Below are 13,427 nucleotides of genomic sequence, written 5' to 3' on the forward strand. Positions count from 1 at the left end.
GGTTGAATCCGTGGGCGGAGGCCCCCACCCTACCCGTGATGCGGCGTTTATCTCATCAATAGATATAGAACATGCGCTGGATTTCCTTGGTGTTGTTCGTCCTGGTCAGCGCCAGCATCAGCAGAATGCRCGCCTTCTGCGGATTCAGCGTATCGGCGACAACGAAGTCCAGCTGGTCGTCATTGGCCTCGCCATTGCGCGCCACGATGCCCTGGYCCACGCGGCTGGAGCGCACGATGATCACGCCCTTTTCGCGCGCGGCCGACAGCGCCGGGCGCACCTTGTTCGGCAGGCTGCCGTCGCCCACGCCCGCGTGGACCAGGCCCTTGGCGCCGGCGGCGACCAGTGCGTCGACGGCCGTCGGGCCCACGTTCGCGTACGTGTAGGCGATGTCGACCTGCGGCAGCGCCGACAGGTTGCTCACGTCGAATTCCGTGTCCACGGTGTGCTTGCGGGTCGACGCGCGGTAGAAGTGCGCCTGGTTGCCCACGACGTAGCCCAGCAGGCCCAGTTCCGTCGCTTTAAACGTGTCCGTCGTCGTCGTGTTGGTCTTGCTGACGTCGCGGGCGGCGTTGATCTGGTCGTTCAGCACGACGAGCACGCCCTTGCCGACGGCGTCCGGGCTGCCGGCCGTGAGTACGGCGTTGTACAGGTTGATCGGGCCGTCGGCCGAGATCGCGGTCGACGGACGCATCGCGCCCACCACGACCACCGGCTTTTTGCTCTTGACGACGAGGTCGAGGAAGTAGGCCGTTTCCTCGATCGTGTCGGTGCCGTGCGTGATCACGATGCCGTCCACGTCCGGCTTCGCCAGCAGCGTGTTGACGCGCTTGGCCAGCGTGAGCCAGTGCTCGTTGCTCATGTTTTCGCTGGCGATCTGGAAGACCTGCTCGCCCGTCACGTGCGCGACCTGTTTCAGTTCAGGGACGGCCTTGATCAGGTCATCGACACTGACCTTGGCGGCCGTGTAGCCGACCGTCGTCGTGCTGGTGGCGCCCGTGCCGGCGATGGTGCCGCCGGTGGCGAGGATCATGATGTTGGGCAGGCGTGCCGCCGTCTGGGCCTGCGCGGCCGCGGTCAGCATCGTCAAGAGGAACAGTGCGAACCATGTGCGTACAAATTTTAAGAACATAAAGTCTCCTAATTTAACAATTTTTGGAAGGCAAAAAAAAGGCTTCCGGTCTGGAAGCCTGGTTCGGGGCGCGCCGGTCAGTTGAGCGGCGCGGTGGCAACGTCCTTGGGCGCGATGGCCGGATCGGCCAGATCGCCCTCCCACTTCGCGACGACGGCGGTGGCGATGCCGTTGCCGATCACGTTCGTGGCCGAGCGGCCCATGTCGAGGAAGTGGTCGATGCCGAGCAGCAGCAGCAGGCCGGCTTCGGGAATGTGGAACTGGTTCAGCGTGGCGGCGATGACGACGAGCGAGGCGCGCGGCACGCCGGCCATGCCTTTCGAGGTCAGCATCAGCACGAGCATCATGGTCATCTGCGTGGACAGTGCCAGCTCGATGCCGTAGGCCTGGGCGATGAAGACCGAGGCGAACRTGCAGTACMTCATCGAACCGTCCAGGTTGAACGAATAGCCGATCGGCAGCACGAACGCGGCCAGGCGGTTCKTCACGCCGAAGCGCTCCAGGCCTTCCAGCGTTTTCGGATACGCGGCTTCCGACGAGGCGCAGGTGAAGGCGAGGATGGTCGGCTCGCGCAGCAGGCCAAGGAGCTTGAACAGGCGCGGGCCGACGAACAGCACGCCGATCGTGATCAGGATGACCCACAGCAGCGCGATGCCGAGGTAGAACTCGCCCATGAACTTGCCGTAGGTGCCGAGCACGCCGACGCCGCTGGTGGCGACGACGCCGGCGACCGCGGCGAACACGGCGAACGGCGCGAAGTTCATCACATAGCCCGTCACCTTCAGCATCACGTGCGCGGCGCCGTCGATGGCGGCGATCATCGGCGCGGTGCGCTCGCCCACGGCGGCGGCGGCGGTGCCGAAGAAGATCGAGAAGATCACGATCTGCAGGATCTCGTTCTTGGCCATGCCGTCGAAGATCGACGTCGGCACGAGGTGGGTGATGAAGTCCTTCAGGGTCAGGCCGGAGGCGCTGATGCCCGACGAGGCGCCCGTCGCCGGCAGGGTACCGGACAGCGCCATCGCATCGCCCGGACGGAACAGGTTCACGAGGATCAGGCCCAGCGTGAGCGAGAGGAGGGAAGCGATGATGAACCAGCCCAGCGCCTTGACGCCGATGCGGCCGACCTCGGCGGCGTCGCCCATCTTGGCGATGCCCACGACCAGCGTCGAGAACACGAGCGGCGCGATGATCATCTTGATCAGGCGCAGGAACAGGGTGGTCACGAGCGACATGCTGTCGGCGAAGCCCTTGGGATCGGCCAACTGGGTGTTGGCCGCGTAGCCGGTGGCAATGCCGAGTACCAGGCCCACGAGGATCCAGGTGGTGAGGCGGTTTCTTTTATTCATAAGCTTCCTCTGTGGTGGAGGTTGGCGGGACAGCGGAGATCATCCGTCCTGTACCGACGCCGTGGCACAATCTCGTGCAAGATCAGGGAGTTGCCGGGTATCTTGTCCTGATGATATTGACAAGTCCGGGAAGTATCGTTGTCGATGATGGTGCTGTCAAGCACGCCGGAAGACGGGCAAACACGCAACACGAATTCTTGGAAAATCACCGCGCAAGCCGTATGAATTGTTGGAAAACACATTCAATGATAACCATCGACAACGTCAGCAAGTGGTATGACCGATTCCAGGTGCTACGCGACTGCACGACGCACGTCGCGCCCGGCGAAGTGATGGTCGTATGCGGCCCGTCCGGCTCCGGCAAGTCGACACTGATCAAGACTGTCAACGGACTGGAACCATTCCAGCAAGGGTTAATTAGCGTCAATGGTACGTCAGTGAATGACCCGGGAACGGATCTACCCATGTTGCGTGCGCGCATCGGTATGGTGTTCCAGAACTTCGAGCTGTTCCCGCACCTGTCCGTACGGGACAACCTGACCTTGGCGCAAATCAAGGTGCTGAAACGCTCGCGCGACGAGGCGACGGCCAACGGCCTGAAATACCTGGACCGCGTGGGCCTGCTGGCGCACCAGGACAAATATCCGGCCCAGCTGTCGGGCGGCCAGCAGCAGCGCGTGGCGATCGCGCGGGCGCTGGCGATGGATCCCGTCGCGATGCTGTTCGACGAACCCACGTCCGCGCTCGATCCGGAAATGGTGGGCGAAGTCCTCGACGTGATGGCGGTTTTGGCACAGGACGGCATGACGATGATGGTCGTGACGCACGAGATGGGTTTCGCGCGCCGCGTGGCGGACCGCGTGGTGTTCATGGACGAGGGCCGCATCGTCGAGGACGGTCCCGCCGCGGCGTTTTTCGATGCGCCGCGGTCGGACCGGGCCAGGGAATTCCTGGCCAGGATCCTGCATTGATCACACGTTGCGCAATACCAGGCTGGCGCCGCCCGCGATCAGCACCACCCACACGACCTGCTTGATGCGCTCCGCCGGCAGCCGCTGGTGCAGCCGGTTGCCGAGATACAGCCCGCCGAGCGCGCACGGCAGCAGCACGGCCGCCAGCAGCGGCAGCGACCCTTCGCGGTACAGGCCGGCGCCCGTGAACAGGATGAGGCGCGCCACGGCGCTGAAGAACAGTACGCCGGAGATGGTGGCGCGCAAGGTCAGCTTGTCGTCCAGGCGGCGCGTGAGGAAGATCGTGTAGAACGGCCCGCCGGTGCCGAACAGCGCCGTGAACATGCCGCCGACGACGCCGAACGGCCCGGCCCAGGCGCTTGCCAGCGGCCGCGGCTTGCCGTGCACGAGCAGGCTCCAGGCCGAATAACCCAGGATGAACAGGCCCAGCACGAGCAACAATACGCGTTCCGGCGCCCGCACGAGGGCGAGCACGCCGAGGGCCATCCCGGCCACCATGAACGGAATCAGCCGCAGGGCTTCGCGTTTCTCGATGAAGCGGCGGTTCTTCAGGCCCAGCAGCAGGCCGGAGACGAGGTCGAACACGAGCATCAGCGGCACGGCCATGCGCAAGGGAATCAACAGCACGAGCAGCGGCATCGCGGTCACGGACGAGCCAAAGCCCGTGAGGCCGAATACCGTGTAGCCGAACACGATGATGCATGCCAGCTGGGTAAGCGTAAGCAAGTCGAACGTCATGTTGGTGCGGACCGATTGATAATGTGACGATTCTAGTCCGATTGTTAATTCTGTTCTGTATTGCAATGTATCGTGCGCACCCACATTGACTGCCCGACGCGGGTGCGTGCTAGTAAAATGTCGGGGTTCGCAATCCGAGAGCCGCCATGTCCATCATCGAAACCCCCGACACCCTCACCATCACCCGTCCCGACGACTGGCACCTGCACCTGCGCGACGGCGCGGCCATGGCCAGCGTGCTGCCGCACAGCGCGCGCCAGTTCGCCCGCGCCATCGTCATGCCGAACCTGAAGCCGCCCGTCACGACGGCCGCGCTGGCGACCGAGTACCGCGCGCGCATCCTGGCTGCGTTGCCGCAGGGCATGACTTTCGAGCCGCTGATGACGTTGTATCTCACTGACAACACGGAACCGGACGAGATCCGCCGCGCGCGCGACACCGGCTTCATCCACGGCGTGAAACTGTATCCGGCGGGCGCGACGACGAATTCCGCCGCGGGCGTGACGGACCTGCGCAAGTGCTACAAGACCTTGGAAGTGATGCAGGAACTCGACATGCCGCTGCTGACGCACGGCGAAGTGACGGACCAGCACATCGACCTGTTCGACCGCGAAGCCGTGTTCATCGAGCGCGTGATGCGTCCGCTGCGCCGCGACTTCCCGGAACTGCCGATCGTGTTCGAGCACATCACGACGAAGGACGCGGCCGAGTACGTGGCCGAGGCCGAAGGCCCGATCGCGGCGACGATCACGGCGCACCACCTGCTGTACAACCGCAATGAGATCTTCCGCGGCGGCATCCGCCCGCACTACTACTGCCTGCCCGTGCTGAAGCGCGAGGAGCACCGCCTGGCGCTGGTGACGGCGGCGACGAGCGGCGACGAACGCTTCTTCCTCGGCACCGACTCCGCGCCGCACGCCGTGCACACGAAGGAAGCGAGCTGCGGCTGCGCCGGCTGCTACACCGCGCTGCACGCGATGGAGATGTACGCCGCCGCCTTCGAACAGGCCGGCGCGCTTGATAAACTGGAAGCGTTCGCGAGCCTGAATGGCCCGAATTTCTATGGCCTGCCGGTGAACGAGGGCACGATCACGCTGAAGCGCGAGGCCTGGACGCTGCCGGCCACCGTGCCGATGGGCGAGCACGACCTCGTGCCGCTGAACGCCGGCGAACAGATAGTCTGGAAGATGCTGTAACGGGATGTTCCCCGAGATCGACTGGACGCGGCCGTGGTATGACACGGTCCGTCCCGCTTTCGAAAGTCTGCAGCCGGGACCTTTCATCCCGGCGTTCAACGCCAACGCGGCCCGGCTGGGGCTCGTCAACCACAGCGGCCAGGCGATCCGCTTCGTGCCCCAGGCCGACCTGCCGGAAGGCGTCGCCTACGAAGCGTTCATCGGCGCCACGGGCTGCGTGCCCACGCGCGAGAACCTGCACGATTTCTTCAATGGCCTCGTGTGGCAGACTTTCCCGCGCATCAAGCGCGAACTGAACGCCCTGCAGGCCGCGCAGATCGCGCAGGCAGGCGTGGGCAAGTCGCGCGGACCGGCGCGCGACGCCGCCACCATTTTTGACGAGAATGCCGCGCTGCTCGTCGTGCGCATTGGCGCGGCGGGCTGCGCGCTCGTCGACGATCTGCGCGCACACCGCTGGCGCGACGCCCTGTTCGACAAGCAGGCCATGTTCGGCCGCGATGCCGAACTGTGGCTGTTCGGGCATGCGCTGATGGAAAAGCTCGTCGCGCCGCGCAAGGCGATCACGGCGCATGTGCGCGTCGTGTTCGCCGCGGACGACTTTTTTGCACTCGACCGCGACGGGCGCCGCGACTGGATCGACGGCGCGGTGTCCAACGCAATGGTCGCCGAGGGCCTGTCCACGGCCGGCTTCACCCCGCTGCCCGTGCTGGGCGTGCCGGGCTGGTGGCCGGACCAGGACGAGGCCTTCTATCTCGATGAGACCGTGTTCCGGCCCAGGCGGCCGGCCGGCATTGCATAAGGAGGACGTCATGAACGACAAGGTACGTTGGGGCATCCTTGGCACGGGCAAGATTGCCAGGGCGTTTGCCACCGCACTCAAGGCCACGCCGGACGCGCAGCTCGCCGCCGTCGGCTCGCGCAGCCTGGACGGCGCCGCATTCTTCGCGCGCGAATTCGGCGGTACACCCTACGGCTCGTACGAGGACCTCGTGCGCGCCGACGACGTGGACCTCGTCTACGTCGGCACACCCCATCCGATGCATTACGAGAACGTGCGCCTGGCGCTGGAGGCCGGCAAGGGCGTCCTGTGCGAAAAAGCGTTTACGGTCAACCGCCAGCAGGCCGAGGAACTGGTCGGTCTCGCGCGCGCGAACAACCTGTTCCTGATGGAGGCGATGTGGACGCGCTTCCTGCCCGCGCTGGCCGAGGTGCGCCGCATCGTCGACTCGGGCGAGATCGGCACCGTGCGCCAGGTGAACGCGGACCTCGGATTCAAGGCCGACGTCGGGCCCGAACACCGCCTGTTCAATCTGGTGCTGGGCGGTGGCGCGCTGCTCGACCTCGGTATCTATCCGCTGTCGATCGCGATGGCGCTGCTGGGGCCCGTGGATTCCGTGCAGGCCCAGGCCGACATCGGCCCGACGGGCGTCGACGAGCAGACCGGCATCCTGCTGCGCCACCGCGGCGGCGGCATGTCCGTGTGCAGCTGCTCGTTGCGTGCGCGCCTGCCGAGCGAGCTGACCATCGCCGGCGAGCGTGGCCACGTGCGCATGAACACGATGTTCTACCGCACGCAGACGGTGACGGTGGTACGCGCCGACGGCATCTCGCGCACCGTCCCCACGCCGTTCATCGGCAACGGCTATGTGCACGAAGTGATCGAGGCGCAGCGCTGCTGGCGCGCGGGCCTCGTCGAAAGTCCCGGCATGACACATGCCGACACGCTGGCGCTGATGGGCGTGATGGACGAGATCCGGTGCCAGATCGGCCTGACCTATGACGCCGACAATCCACAATCGCAATCAACCAGGGAGAATCAATGAAACGCGACCCCCGTTCGACCAGCCGCCTGCGGCGCCTGAATGCCCGCCAGCGCAAGAAGCTGCGCGTCGGCGAATTCCGTGAGCACTGCTTCGATGTCGAACTCGTGTTCCACAATCCGATGCGCGGCGAGCCGTATCACGACTTCATCAACGACTTCTTCGGCGCGCTGGAAGAACGGGGCCTGCTCGGCGGCGGTTTCGGCGGCCGCGAGCCGTTCAGCGAGACGGAGGGCGTGGTCGCCCGCATCGAACGTGGCTCGCCCGGCGAGGAAGACCGCGAAGCCGTGATCGCGTGGCTGCGCGCCCGTCCGGAAGTCGTCGATGCGCGGGCGAAGGATTTCAAGGATGCCTGGCACGGTTATAACTTTTGAACTGCGTTGAACTGTCGAGTTGTAAGGATCTGTCAGCGCGGTAACCGTTTGTAAAGGTCGTCAACAGTCGGGTCTGCGGCCGCGTTTCTGGGACAAGTGCAACGCAAACGACGTGCACCGAACCCCCCAAAACTCTGAGGACCCTTCATCATGAAAAAGACCATCGCTACCCTGATCGCCGGCCTGTTCGCAACCGCTGCCTTCGCCCAGGCGCCCGCGCCTGCCGCCACCACCACGGCCGCGGCCAAGGTCGAAGCCAAGCAGGAGAAGCAGGCCGCCAAGGCTGAAGTGAAGGAAACCAAGGCGGCTGCCAAAGCCGACGTCAAGGAAACGAAGGCCGCTGCCAAGGCCGACGTGAAGGATGCCAAGCAGGCCGCCAAGGCCGACGTCAAGGAAGCAAAGGCCGATGCTAAAGAAGCGAAGCATGAAGCCAAGGAAGCGAAGCACGAAGCCAAGGCCGAGGTGAAGGAAGCGAAGGCTGATGCCAAGCATGCGAAGGCTGAGCACAAGAGCACGACCGTCGCGGCCGCGACGCCTGCCACGACCAAGTAATCCGGTCCCCACGGTATGAAGAAGCCCGCGCGATGCGGGCTTTTTCTTTAGCGCGTTCCGACGAGTCACAGCATTTAAAGTTGATGTCGAGAATATTTACATCTCAAATTTGTTAAGATTGTGTATTTCATGTAAACAACTGTTTTAAAAGGAAAATAAATTTCCACGCGGATGTGGCATGGTACTTGCTGAGATGTATTTACTCATCTTTTAACACCACTTGGGACATATCATGCGTCATATGAAAATTTTCGCCCTGCTGGCTCTTCTGGTTGGTTTCTTCTCGAACGCCCATGCCGCCCCGATCGGCTTCAACGGTTTCTACGATTACTCGACTTGGGCTTCGGCCGAAACCTATGGCGGCACTACGGTTTCCTCTGTGGATGGATCGCAGCAAACGCTGACGCTGATGGAGCCGGATTCGTATCCCTTCACGCCCTGGGCACCGCAAGAATTCACGTTCTCGCACGTCGTCTCCAGCGCGGGCACCGTGTCTTTCGACTGGGCTTTCAATGCGGAAGTTGATGCATGCTGCTCCGGTTTGAATTTCTATGTGAACGGTACGTTGTACACCCTGACCGGCGGCAATTTCGGCGACCCGTACCACTGGGATGGCGCGGTCACGTCGGGAACGTTCAGCATCGGTGTGAATGCAGGCGATACGATCAAATTTGCTGCTTTCAGTGCCGACAGCTGCTGCGGCCCGACCACGAACACGATCAGCAACTTCGAGGCACCGGCATCGGATGTGCCTGAGCCGCAAACTCTCGCTCTGCTGGGCCTGGGCGCAATGGGTTTCGTCGCATCGCGTCGTAAAAAAGCAAAGAATTAAGAAGCAATAGATCCACTGAAGCCCGCACAAGTGCGGGCATTTTTATTGGAAGAAAAGTTGCAAGGGATGTAAGCATCTGTCAGCCTCGTAACCGTTTGTAAAACGCGTCAACAGGCACTGAAGAGGTCGCGTTTCAGGAACAAGTGTCACGCAAAACGACGTGCACATTGCCGATAAACTGCTGAGGACCCTTCATCATGAAAAAAACCATCGCTACCCTGATCGCCGGCCTGTTCGCCACCGCAGCTTTCGCCCAGGCACCCGCCCCGGCGAAGACCACGACGCCTGCTGCCAAGCAAGCCGTGCTGGTCGACAACGCCGACCTGAAGGCATCGAAGGCCGATACCAAGGCAGCGCAAGCCGACGTGAAGGAAGCGCAAGCCGATGCGAAGACGGCCAAGACGCATGCCAAGGAAGCGAAGACGAGCGCCAAGCATGCGAAAAGCAAGACGAAGCATGCCGCGAAAACCCATGCCGTAAAAGAAGACACGGCCGCGACGGCGGCACCGGCCCCGGCACCGGCTGATGCAGCGGCGCCGGCGACCCCGGCCGCTCCAGCTGCCACGGGCAGCTCGGGTACCGCGGGCACGTCGGACGCCTCGGCTACCCCGGCTACCCCGGCTGCTCCTGCCACGCCGGCTACCCCGGCACCGGAAGCTGCACCCGCCGCTCCGGTCACCAAGTAACTCTGCAGCCCTCCTCAGGAAGCCCGCGCGATGCGGGCTTTCTTATTCCGCCTGTTCCGCGTGCATCGCGCGGAACAGGCCGGGACTGACGCCGAAGCGCCGCGCGAACGCTTTCGACAGCTGAGCCGGCGTCGCATAACCCGTCTGCGCAGCGACCGTTTTCAACGCCAGTGACGTCTGCAGCAGCGTGCGCGCGTGATCGAGGCGCAACGTCTCGACGAAGCGGGCCGGCGTTTCGCCCAGCGCGTCCGTGAAGCGGCGGTGGAAGGTGCGCGGCGACATGCCCGCGCGGTCCGCCAGGCTGGCCACGTCCAGCGGTGCGTCCAGGTGCGCACGGATCCAGTCGACGAGGCCGGCGAACGGACTGTCCGCCTTTTCCTGGGCCGCCAGCACGGTGCTGAACTGCGACTGGTAGCCGGGCCGCCGCGCATACAGCACGAGCCGGCGCGCGATGGCGTTGGCGACGGCGTCGCCCAGGTCGCGCGCGACGAGTGCCAGGCACATGTCGATGCCCGTGGTGACGCCGGCCGACGTCCACACGCGGCCATCTTCCACATAGAGCGCGTTCGCATCGACCTCGACATCCGGGTAGTTCCGGCCGAGGACGTCGGTCGCTTCCCAGTGCGTGGCGACGCGCCGGCCTTCCAGCAGGCCGCACGCAGCCAGCATGAAGGCGCCGGTGCACACGGAGCCGTAGCGGCGCGCCCGCGCGCAGGCGTGCCGCAGCCAGGCCGCAGCAGACGCATCCTGCGCGAGTGCCCGCAGGCCGCGCTTGCTGCCGCCCGCGACCAGCACCGTGTCCATGGCACCCGGCCTGACGCTGGCCAGCGGCGCCGTCACGACGGCCAGGCCGCAGTTGCTGGTGACGGGGCCGCCCTGCGGCGACAGGATGTGCACGCGGTAGAACGCGTAACCCGCGGCGTCGTTGGCGGCGCCGAAGACGGCGGCCGGGCCGGTGACGTCGAGCACCTGGACGTCGTCGAACGTGAGCAGGGCGACGTGGCGTGGTCGGGATGGGGATGGCATTGGCAGGAATCGGCACAAGTTTGACATTGCTGCCAATGCTAGCCGGTTCCTAGAATGGTGTCACTTCATCGACGGAGCCTGCCATGACCACTGACCTGCATATCGGATTCCTGCTGTTCCCGCACGTTACCCAACTCGACCTGACCGGTCCCGCCCAGATCCTGAGCCGGGTCCCCGGCGCCCAGGTGCACCTCGTGTGGAAGACGCGGGCGCCGGTGCCGACCGACGTCGGCTTCACGATCAATCCGACCACGACGTTCGACGGGTGTCCGCCGCTGGACGTGCTGTGCGTGCCGGGCGGCTTCGGCATCGAGCAGCTGTTCGGCGATCGCGAGACGCTGGCCTTCCTGCGCCGCCAGGGAGACAGCGCGCGCTACGTCACGTCGGTGTGCAACGGGTCGCTGGTGCTGGGCGCGGCCGGACTGCTGGCCGGCTACCGGTCCGCGTGCCACTGGCTGTGGCTGCCTTTGCTGGAGCGTTTCGGCGCCATGCCCGTGGCCGGGCGCATCGTGCGCGACCGCAACCGCATCTCGGGCGGCGGCGTGACGGCCGGGATCGACTTCGGCCTCGCGCTGGCGGCTGAACTGGCCGGGGAGGACGCCGCGCGCATGATCCAGCTGGCGCTCGAATACGATCCGCATCCGCCATTCGATGCCGGCTCGCCACGGGGTGCCGGCGCGGCGCTGGTGGAACGCTACCGCGCGCTGCTGGCGCCGCGGCTGGCGCGGGTGGAGGCGGCGCTGGCGGATACTGTCGAGTTGTAAGGCTTTGTCAGGCGAGTAAGCATTTGTAAAACGCGTCAACAGGACAGCAGGGCGGGCCGTTTCAGGCACAAGTGAGACGCAAACGTGCATCACTAAAACCCAAAACTACCGAGGACCCTTCATCATGAAACATACCATCGCCACCCTGATCGCCGGTCTGTTTGCCACCGCCGCTTTCGCCCAGACCCCCGCCCCGGCAGCTGCGCCGGCGACGGCCACCCCGGTTGCGGTGAAGGCCGAAGCCAAGGTCGACGCGAAAGACGCGAAGTTCGACACCAAGGCTGAAGCGAAGGCCGACGTGAAGGAAGCCAAAGCCACGACGAAGCATGCGAAGGCCAGGACGAAGCACGCCGCGAAGCACGTGGCCGCCAAGACCGAAGCCGCCAAGGACACCACCGTTGCCGCCGACGTCTCGGCGTCGACCAAGTAATACCGATACCGACCTACCCGAACAATCGAATCACGCAGGAGCCAACACCATGAAACGCACCATCGCCACCCTGATCGCCGGCCTGTTCGCCACCGCAGCTTTCGCCCAGACCCCGGCCCCGGCGCCGACGACCACCCCGGATTCGGCCACGCCGCCGGCCGTCGCCAAGGCCGAAGCCGCGCACGACAAGCAGGATACGAAGGCGGGCAAGAAGCACGTGGGCAAGGCCAAGCATCACAAGAAGGCCGAAGCCAAGGTCGAGAAGAAGGATGCCGCGGCCGATACGACGGCACCGGCAGCGACCAGGTAATCAGCGTCACATCATCATGAAAATGGCCCGTTCGCGGGCCATTTTTTCGTGCGTCCAGAGGTAGGGTGGGCACCCCGTGCCCACGCGGACGTTCGCGTTAAGCATACTTTACGCGTGGCCACAGGGGTGCCCACCCTACACTTTAAGAAATTCCTCGCGCCCGCCCAGCCAGCGCTGCAGGTGCGCATCGACGATCGCCTCCAGCTCGGKGCGGTCCGACCCGAGCAGCCACGCGGCCACGTCGCGCGCCTGTTCGACGATCCATTGGTCCGTCTCCAGGTTCGCGAAGCGCAGCATGGCCTGGCCGGACTGGCGCGCGCCGAGGAATTCGCCGGGGCCGCGGATTTCCAGGTCGCGCCGCGCGATCTCGAAGCCGTCCGTCGTCTCGCGCATCGTCATCAGGCGTTGCTTGGCTACCGGACCGAGCGGGCTCTGATACAGCAACAGGCACACGCTGGCCGCGGAGCCGCGGCCCACGCGTCCGCGCAACTGGTGCAGCTGCGACAGGCCGAAACGCTCGGCATGCTCGATCACCATCAGCGACGCATTCGGCACGTCCACGCCCACCTCGATCACCGTCGTCGCGACGAGCACATGCACCCTGCCTTCGGAGAACGCATCCATGATCACCTGCTTTTCCGCCGGCTTCATGCGGCCGTGCACGAGGCCGACGACGAGGTCGGGCAGGGCGGTGGCCAGCGTCTCGTAGGTCTCGGTGGCCGTCTGCAACTGCAGCGCCTCCGATTCCTCGATCAGCGGACAGACCCAGTAGACCTGCCGGCCTTCCAGCGCGGCCGCATGCACGCGCTCGATCACTTCGTCGCGCCGGTTCTGGTCGATGGCGCGCGTGACGATCGGCGTGCGGCCCGGCGGCAGTTCGTCGATGATCGAGACTTCCAGGTCGGCGTAGTACGTCATCGCCAGGGTGCGCGGGATCGGCGTCGCCGACATCATCAGCTGGTGCGGGACCAGGCCGTCGGACCCCTTGTTGCGCAAGGTAAGGCGCTGGCCGACGCCGAAGCGGTGTTGTTCGTCGACCAGCACGAGGCCGAGCTTCGCGAACTGCACGGAGTCCTGGATGAGGGCGTGCGTGCCGATCACGAGCTGCGCTTCGCCCGATTCCGCCATCTCGCTGGCCGCCGTCTTTTCCTTCTTTTTCAGGCTGCCCGTCAGCCACGCCACCTTCACGCCCAGCGGTTCCATCCACGCGGCGATCTTGCGGAAGTGCTGCTCGGCCAGGATCTCGG

16 protein-coding genes are annotated in these 13,427 nt (G+C 64.9%); 11 read left to right on the forward strand and 5 right to left on the reverse strand.

Annotated features, from left to right (window positions below; genetic code table 11):
* Positions 1-55: 55 nt before the first annotated feature.
* Entirely contained in the window at positions 56-1,132 is a 1,077-nt protein-coding gene (locus AC1DYX_RS18790; RefSeq protein WP_477261554.1) for a type II asparaginase, read from the reverse strand.
* Positions 1,133-1,209: 77 nt separating this feature from the next.
* Positions 1,210-2,481 carry a dicarboxylate/amino acid:cation symporter gene (locus tag AC1DYX_RS18795; protein ID WP_477261556.1) on the reverse strand — a complete coding sequence of 424 codons (1,272 nt, stop codon included), beginning with the start codon at positions 2,479-2,481 and terminating at the stop codon, positions 1,210-1,212.
* 245 nt (positions 2,482-2,726) lie between these two features.
* Between AC1DYX_RS18795 and AC1DYX_RS18800 the strand changes: the two genes are divergently transcribed.
* A complete protein-coding gene (locus AC1DYX_RS18800; RefSeq protein WP_477261558.1) occupies positions 2,727-3,452 on the forward strand; it encodes an amino acid ABC transporter ATP-binding protein in 726 nt (241 codons plus the stop codon).
* On the opposite strand, the gene AC1DYX_RS18805 is transcribed toward AC1DYX_RS18800, so the two are convergent.
* Complete coding sequence (locus AC1DYX_RS18805) at positions 3,453-4,190, reverse strand: sulfite exporter TauE/SafE family protein (RefSeq protein WP_477261560.1); 738 nt, start codon at positions 4,188-4,190, stop codon at positions 3,453-3,455.
* 146 nt (positions 4,191-4,336) lie between these two features.
* Between AC1DYX_RS18805 and pyrC the strand changes: the two genes are divergently transcribed.
* The 7 genes from pyrC (at position 4,337) to AC1DYX_RS18840 (ending at position 9,650) form a co-directional block, all read left to right on the forward strand.
* Positions 4,337-5,386, forward strand: a complete 1,050-nt coding sequence (gene pyrC / locus AC1DYX_RS18810; RefSeq protein WP_477261563.1) for a dihydroorotase — start codon at positions 4,337-4,339, stop codon at positions 5,384-5,386.
* Positions 5,387-5,390: 4 nt separating this feature from the next.
* Positions 5,391-6,185, forward strand: a complete 795-nt coding sequence (locus AC1DYX_RS18815; protein WP_477261565.1) for a DUF3025 domain-containing protein — start codon at positions 5,391-5,393, stop codon at positions 6,183-6,185.
* Between the two features lie 10 nt (positions 6,186-6,195).
* Positions 6,196-7,209 (forward strand): Gfo/Idh/MocA family protein, encoded by a 1,014-nt coding sequence (locus AC1DYX_RS18820; RefSeq protein WP_477261567.1) that lies wholly within the window; start codon positions 6,196-6,198, stop codon positions 7,207-7,209.
* A complete protein-coding gene (locus AC1DYX_RS18825) occupies positions 7,206-7,580 on the forward strand; it encodes a 50S ribosome-binding protein YggL (RefSeq protein ID WP_477261569.1) in 375 nt (124 codons plus the stop codon). Before AC1DYX_RS18820 ends, AC1DYX_RS18825 begins: the two co-directional genes overlap by 4 nt.
* 150 nt (positions 7,581-7,730) lie before the next feature.
* On the forward strand, positions 7,731-8,132 hold the full coding sequence (locus tag AC1DYX_RS18830) for a hypothetical protein (RefSeq protein ID WP_477261571.1): 402 nt from the start codon (positions 7,731-7,733) through the stop codon (positions 8,130-8,132).
* 232 nt (positions 8,133-8,364) lie between these two features.
* A complete protein-coding gene (locus AC1DYX_RS18835; protein WP_477261573.1) occupies positions 8,365-8,964 on the forward strand; it encodes a PEP-CTERM sorting domain-containing protein in 600 nt (199 codons plus the stop codon).
* 197 nt (positions 8,965-9,161) lie between these two features.
* The gene (locus tag AC1DYX_RS18840) at positions 9,162-9,650 is read left to right on the forward strand and encodes a hypothetical protein (RefSeq protein WP_477261575.1); all 489 of its coding nucleotides are present in this window, start codon (positions 9,162-9,164) and stop codon (positions 9,648-9,650) included.
* Positions 9,651-9,692: 42 nt separating this feature from the next.
* On the opposite strand, the gene AC1DYX_RS18845 is transcribed toward AC1DYX_RS18840, so the two are convergent.
* Positions 9,693-10,676, reverse strand: coding sequence for a GlxA family transcriptional regulator (locus AC1DYX_RS18845; protein WP_477261577.1), 984 nt, complete (start codon positions 10,674-10,676; stop codon positions 9,693-9,695).
* Positions 10,677-10,759: 83 nt separating this feature from the next.
* Between AC1DYX_RS18845 and AC1DYX_RS18850 the strand changes: the two genes are divergently transcribed.
* The 3 genes from AC1DYX_RS18850 (at position 10,760) to AC1DYX_RS18860 (ending at position 12,180) form a co-directional block, all read left to right on the forward strand.
* Entirely contained in the window at positions 10,760-11,440 is a 681-nt protein-coding gene (locus AC1DYX_RS18850; RefSeq protein ID WP_477261579.1) for a DJ-1/PfpI family protein, read from the forward strand.
* A gap of 124 nt (positions 11,441-11,564) precedes the next feature.
* On the forward strand, positions 11,565-11,870 hold the full coding sequence (locus tag AC1DYX_RS18855; protein ID WP_477261581.1) for a hypothetical protein: 306 nt from the start codon (positions 11,565-11,567) through the stop codon (positions 11,868-11,870).
* Between the two features lie 49 nt (positions 11,871-11,919).
* Positions 11,920-12,180 carry a hypothetical protein gene (locus AC1DYX_RS18860; protein WP_477261583.1) on the forward strand — a complete coding sequence of 87 codons (261 nt, stop codon included), beginning with the start codon at positions 11,920-11,922 and terminating at the stop codon, positions 12,178-12,180.
* Between the two features lie 135 nt (positions 12,181-12,315).
* On the opposite strand, the gene AC1DYX_RS18865 is transcribed toward AC1DYX_RS18860, so the two are convergent.
* Positions 12,316-13,427: ATP-dependent DNA helicase RecG (locus AC1DYX_RS18865; protein WP_477261585.1), on the reverse strand; the 1,112-nt coding region annotated here is incomplete at its 5' end.

It is taken from the genome of Massilia sp. P2_C2 (assembly GCF_056404615.1).

Coding starts and splice junctions, on each gene's coding strand:
- AC1DYX_RS18800 (WP_477261558.1), top strand. CDS start 2,727: ATGATAACCATCGACAACGTCAGCAAGTGGTATGACCGATTCCAGGTG.
- AC1DYX_RS18805 (WP_477261560.1), bottom strand. CDS start 4,190: ATGACGTTCGACTTGCTTACGCTTACCCAGCTGGCATGCATCATCGTG.
- pyrC (WP_477261563.1), top strand. CDS start 4,337: ATGTCCATCATCGAAACCCCCGACACCCTCACCATCACCCGTCCCGAC.
- AC1DYX_RS18815 (WP_477261565.1), top strand. CDS start 5,391: ATGTTCCCCGAGATCGACTGGACGCGGCCGTGGTATGACACGGTCCGT.
- AC1DYX_RS18820 (WP_477261567.1), top strand. CDS start 6,196: ATGAACGACAAGGTACGTTGGGGCATCCTTGGCACGGGCAAGATTGCC.
- AC1DYX_RS18825 (WP_477261569.1), top strand. CDS start 7,206: ATGAAACGCGACCCCCGTTCGACCAGCCGCCTGCGGCGCCTGAATGCC.
- AC1DYX_RS18830 (WP_477261571.1), top strand. CDS start 7,731: ATGAAAAAGACCATCGCTACCCTGATCGCCGGCCTGTTCGCAACCGCT.
- AC1DYX_RS18835 (WP_477261573.1), top strand. CDS start 8,365: ATGCGTCATATGAAAATTTTCGCCCTGCTGGCTCTTCTGGTTGGTTTC.
- AC1DYX_RS18840 (WP_477261575.1), top strand. CDS start 9,162: ATGAAAAAAACCATCGCTACCCTGATCGCCGGCCTGTTCGCCACCGCA.
- AC1DYX_RS18845 (WP_477261577.1), bottom strand. CDS start 10,676: ATGCCATCCCCATCCCGACCACGCCACGTCGCCCTGCTCACGTTCGAC.
- AC1DYX_RS18850 (WP_477261579.1), top strand. CDS start 10,760: ATGACCACTGACCTGCATATCGGATTCCTGCTGTTCCCGCACGTTACC.
- AC1DYX_RS18855 (WP_477261581.1), top strand. CDS start 11,565: ATGAAACATACCATCGCCACCCTGATCGCCGGTCTGTTTGCCACCGCC.
- AC1DYX_RS18860 (WP_477261583.1), top strand. CDS start 11,920: ATGAAACGCACCATCGCCACCCTGATCGCCGGCCTGTTCGCCACCGCA.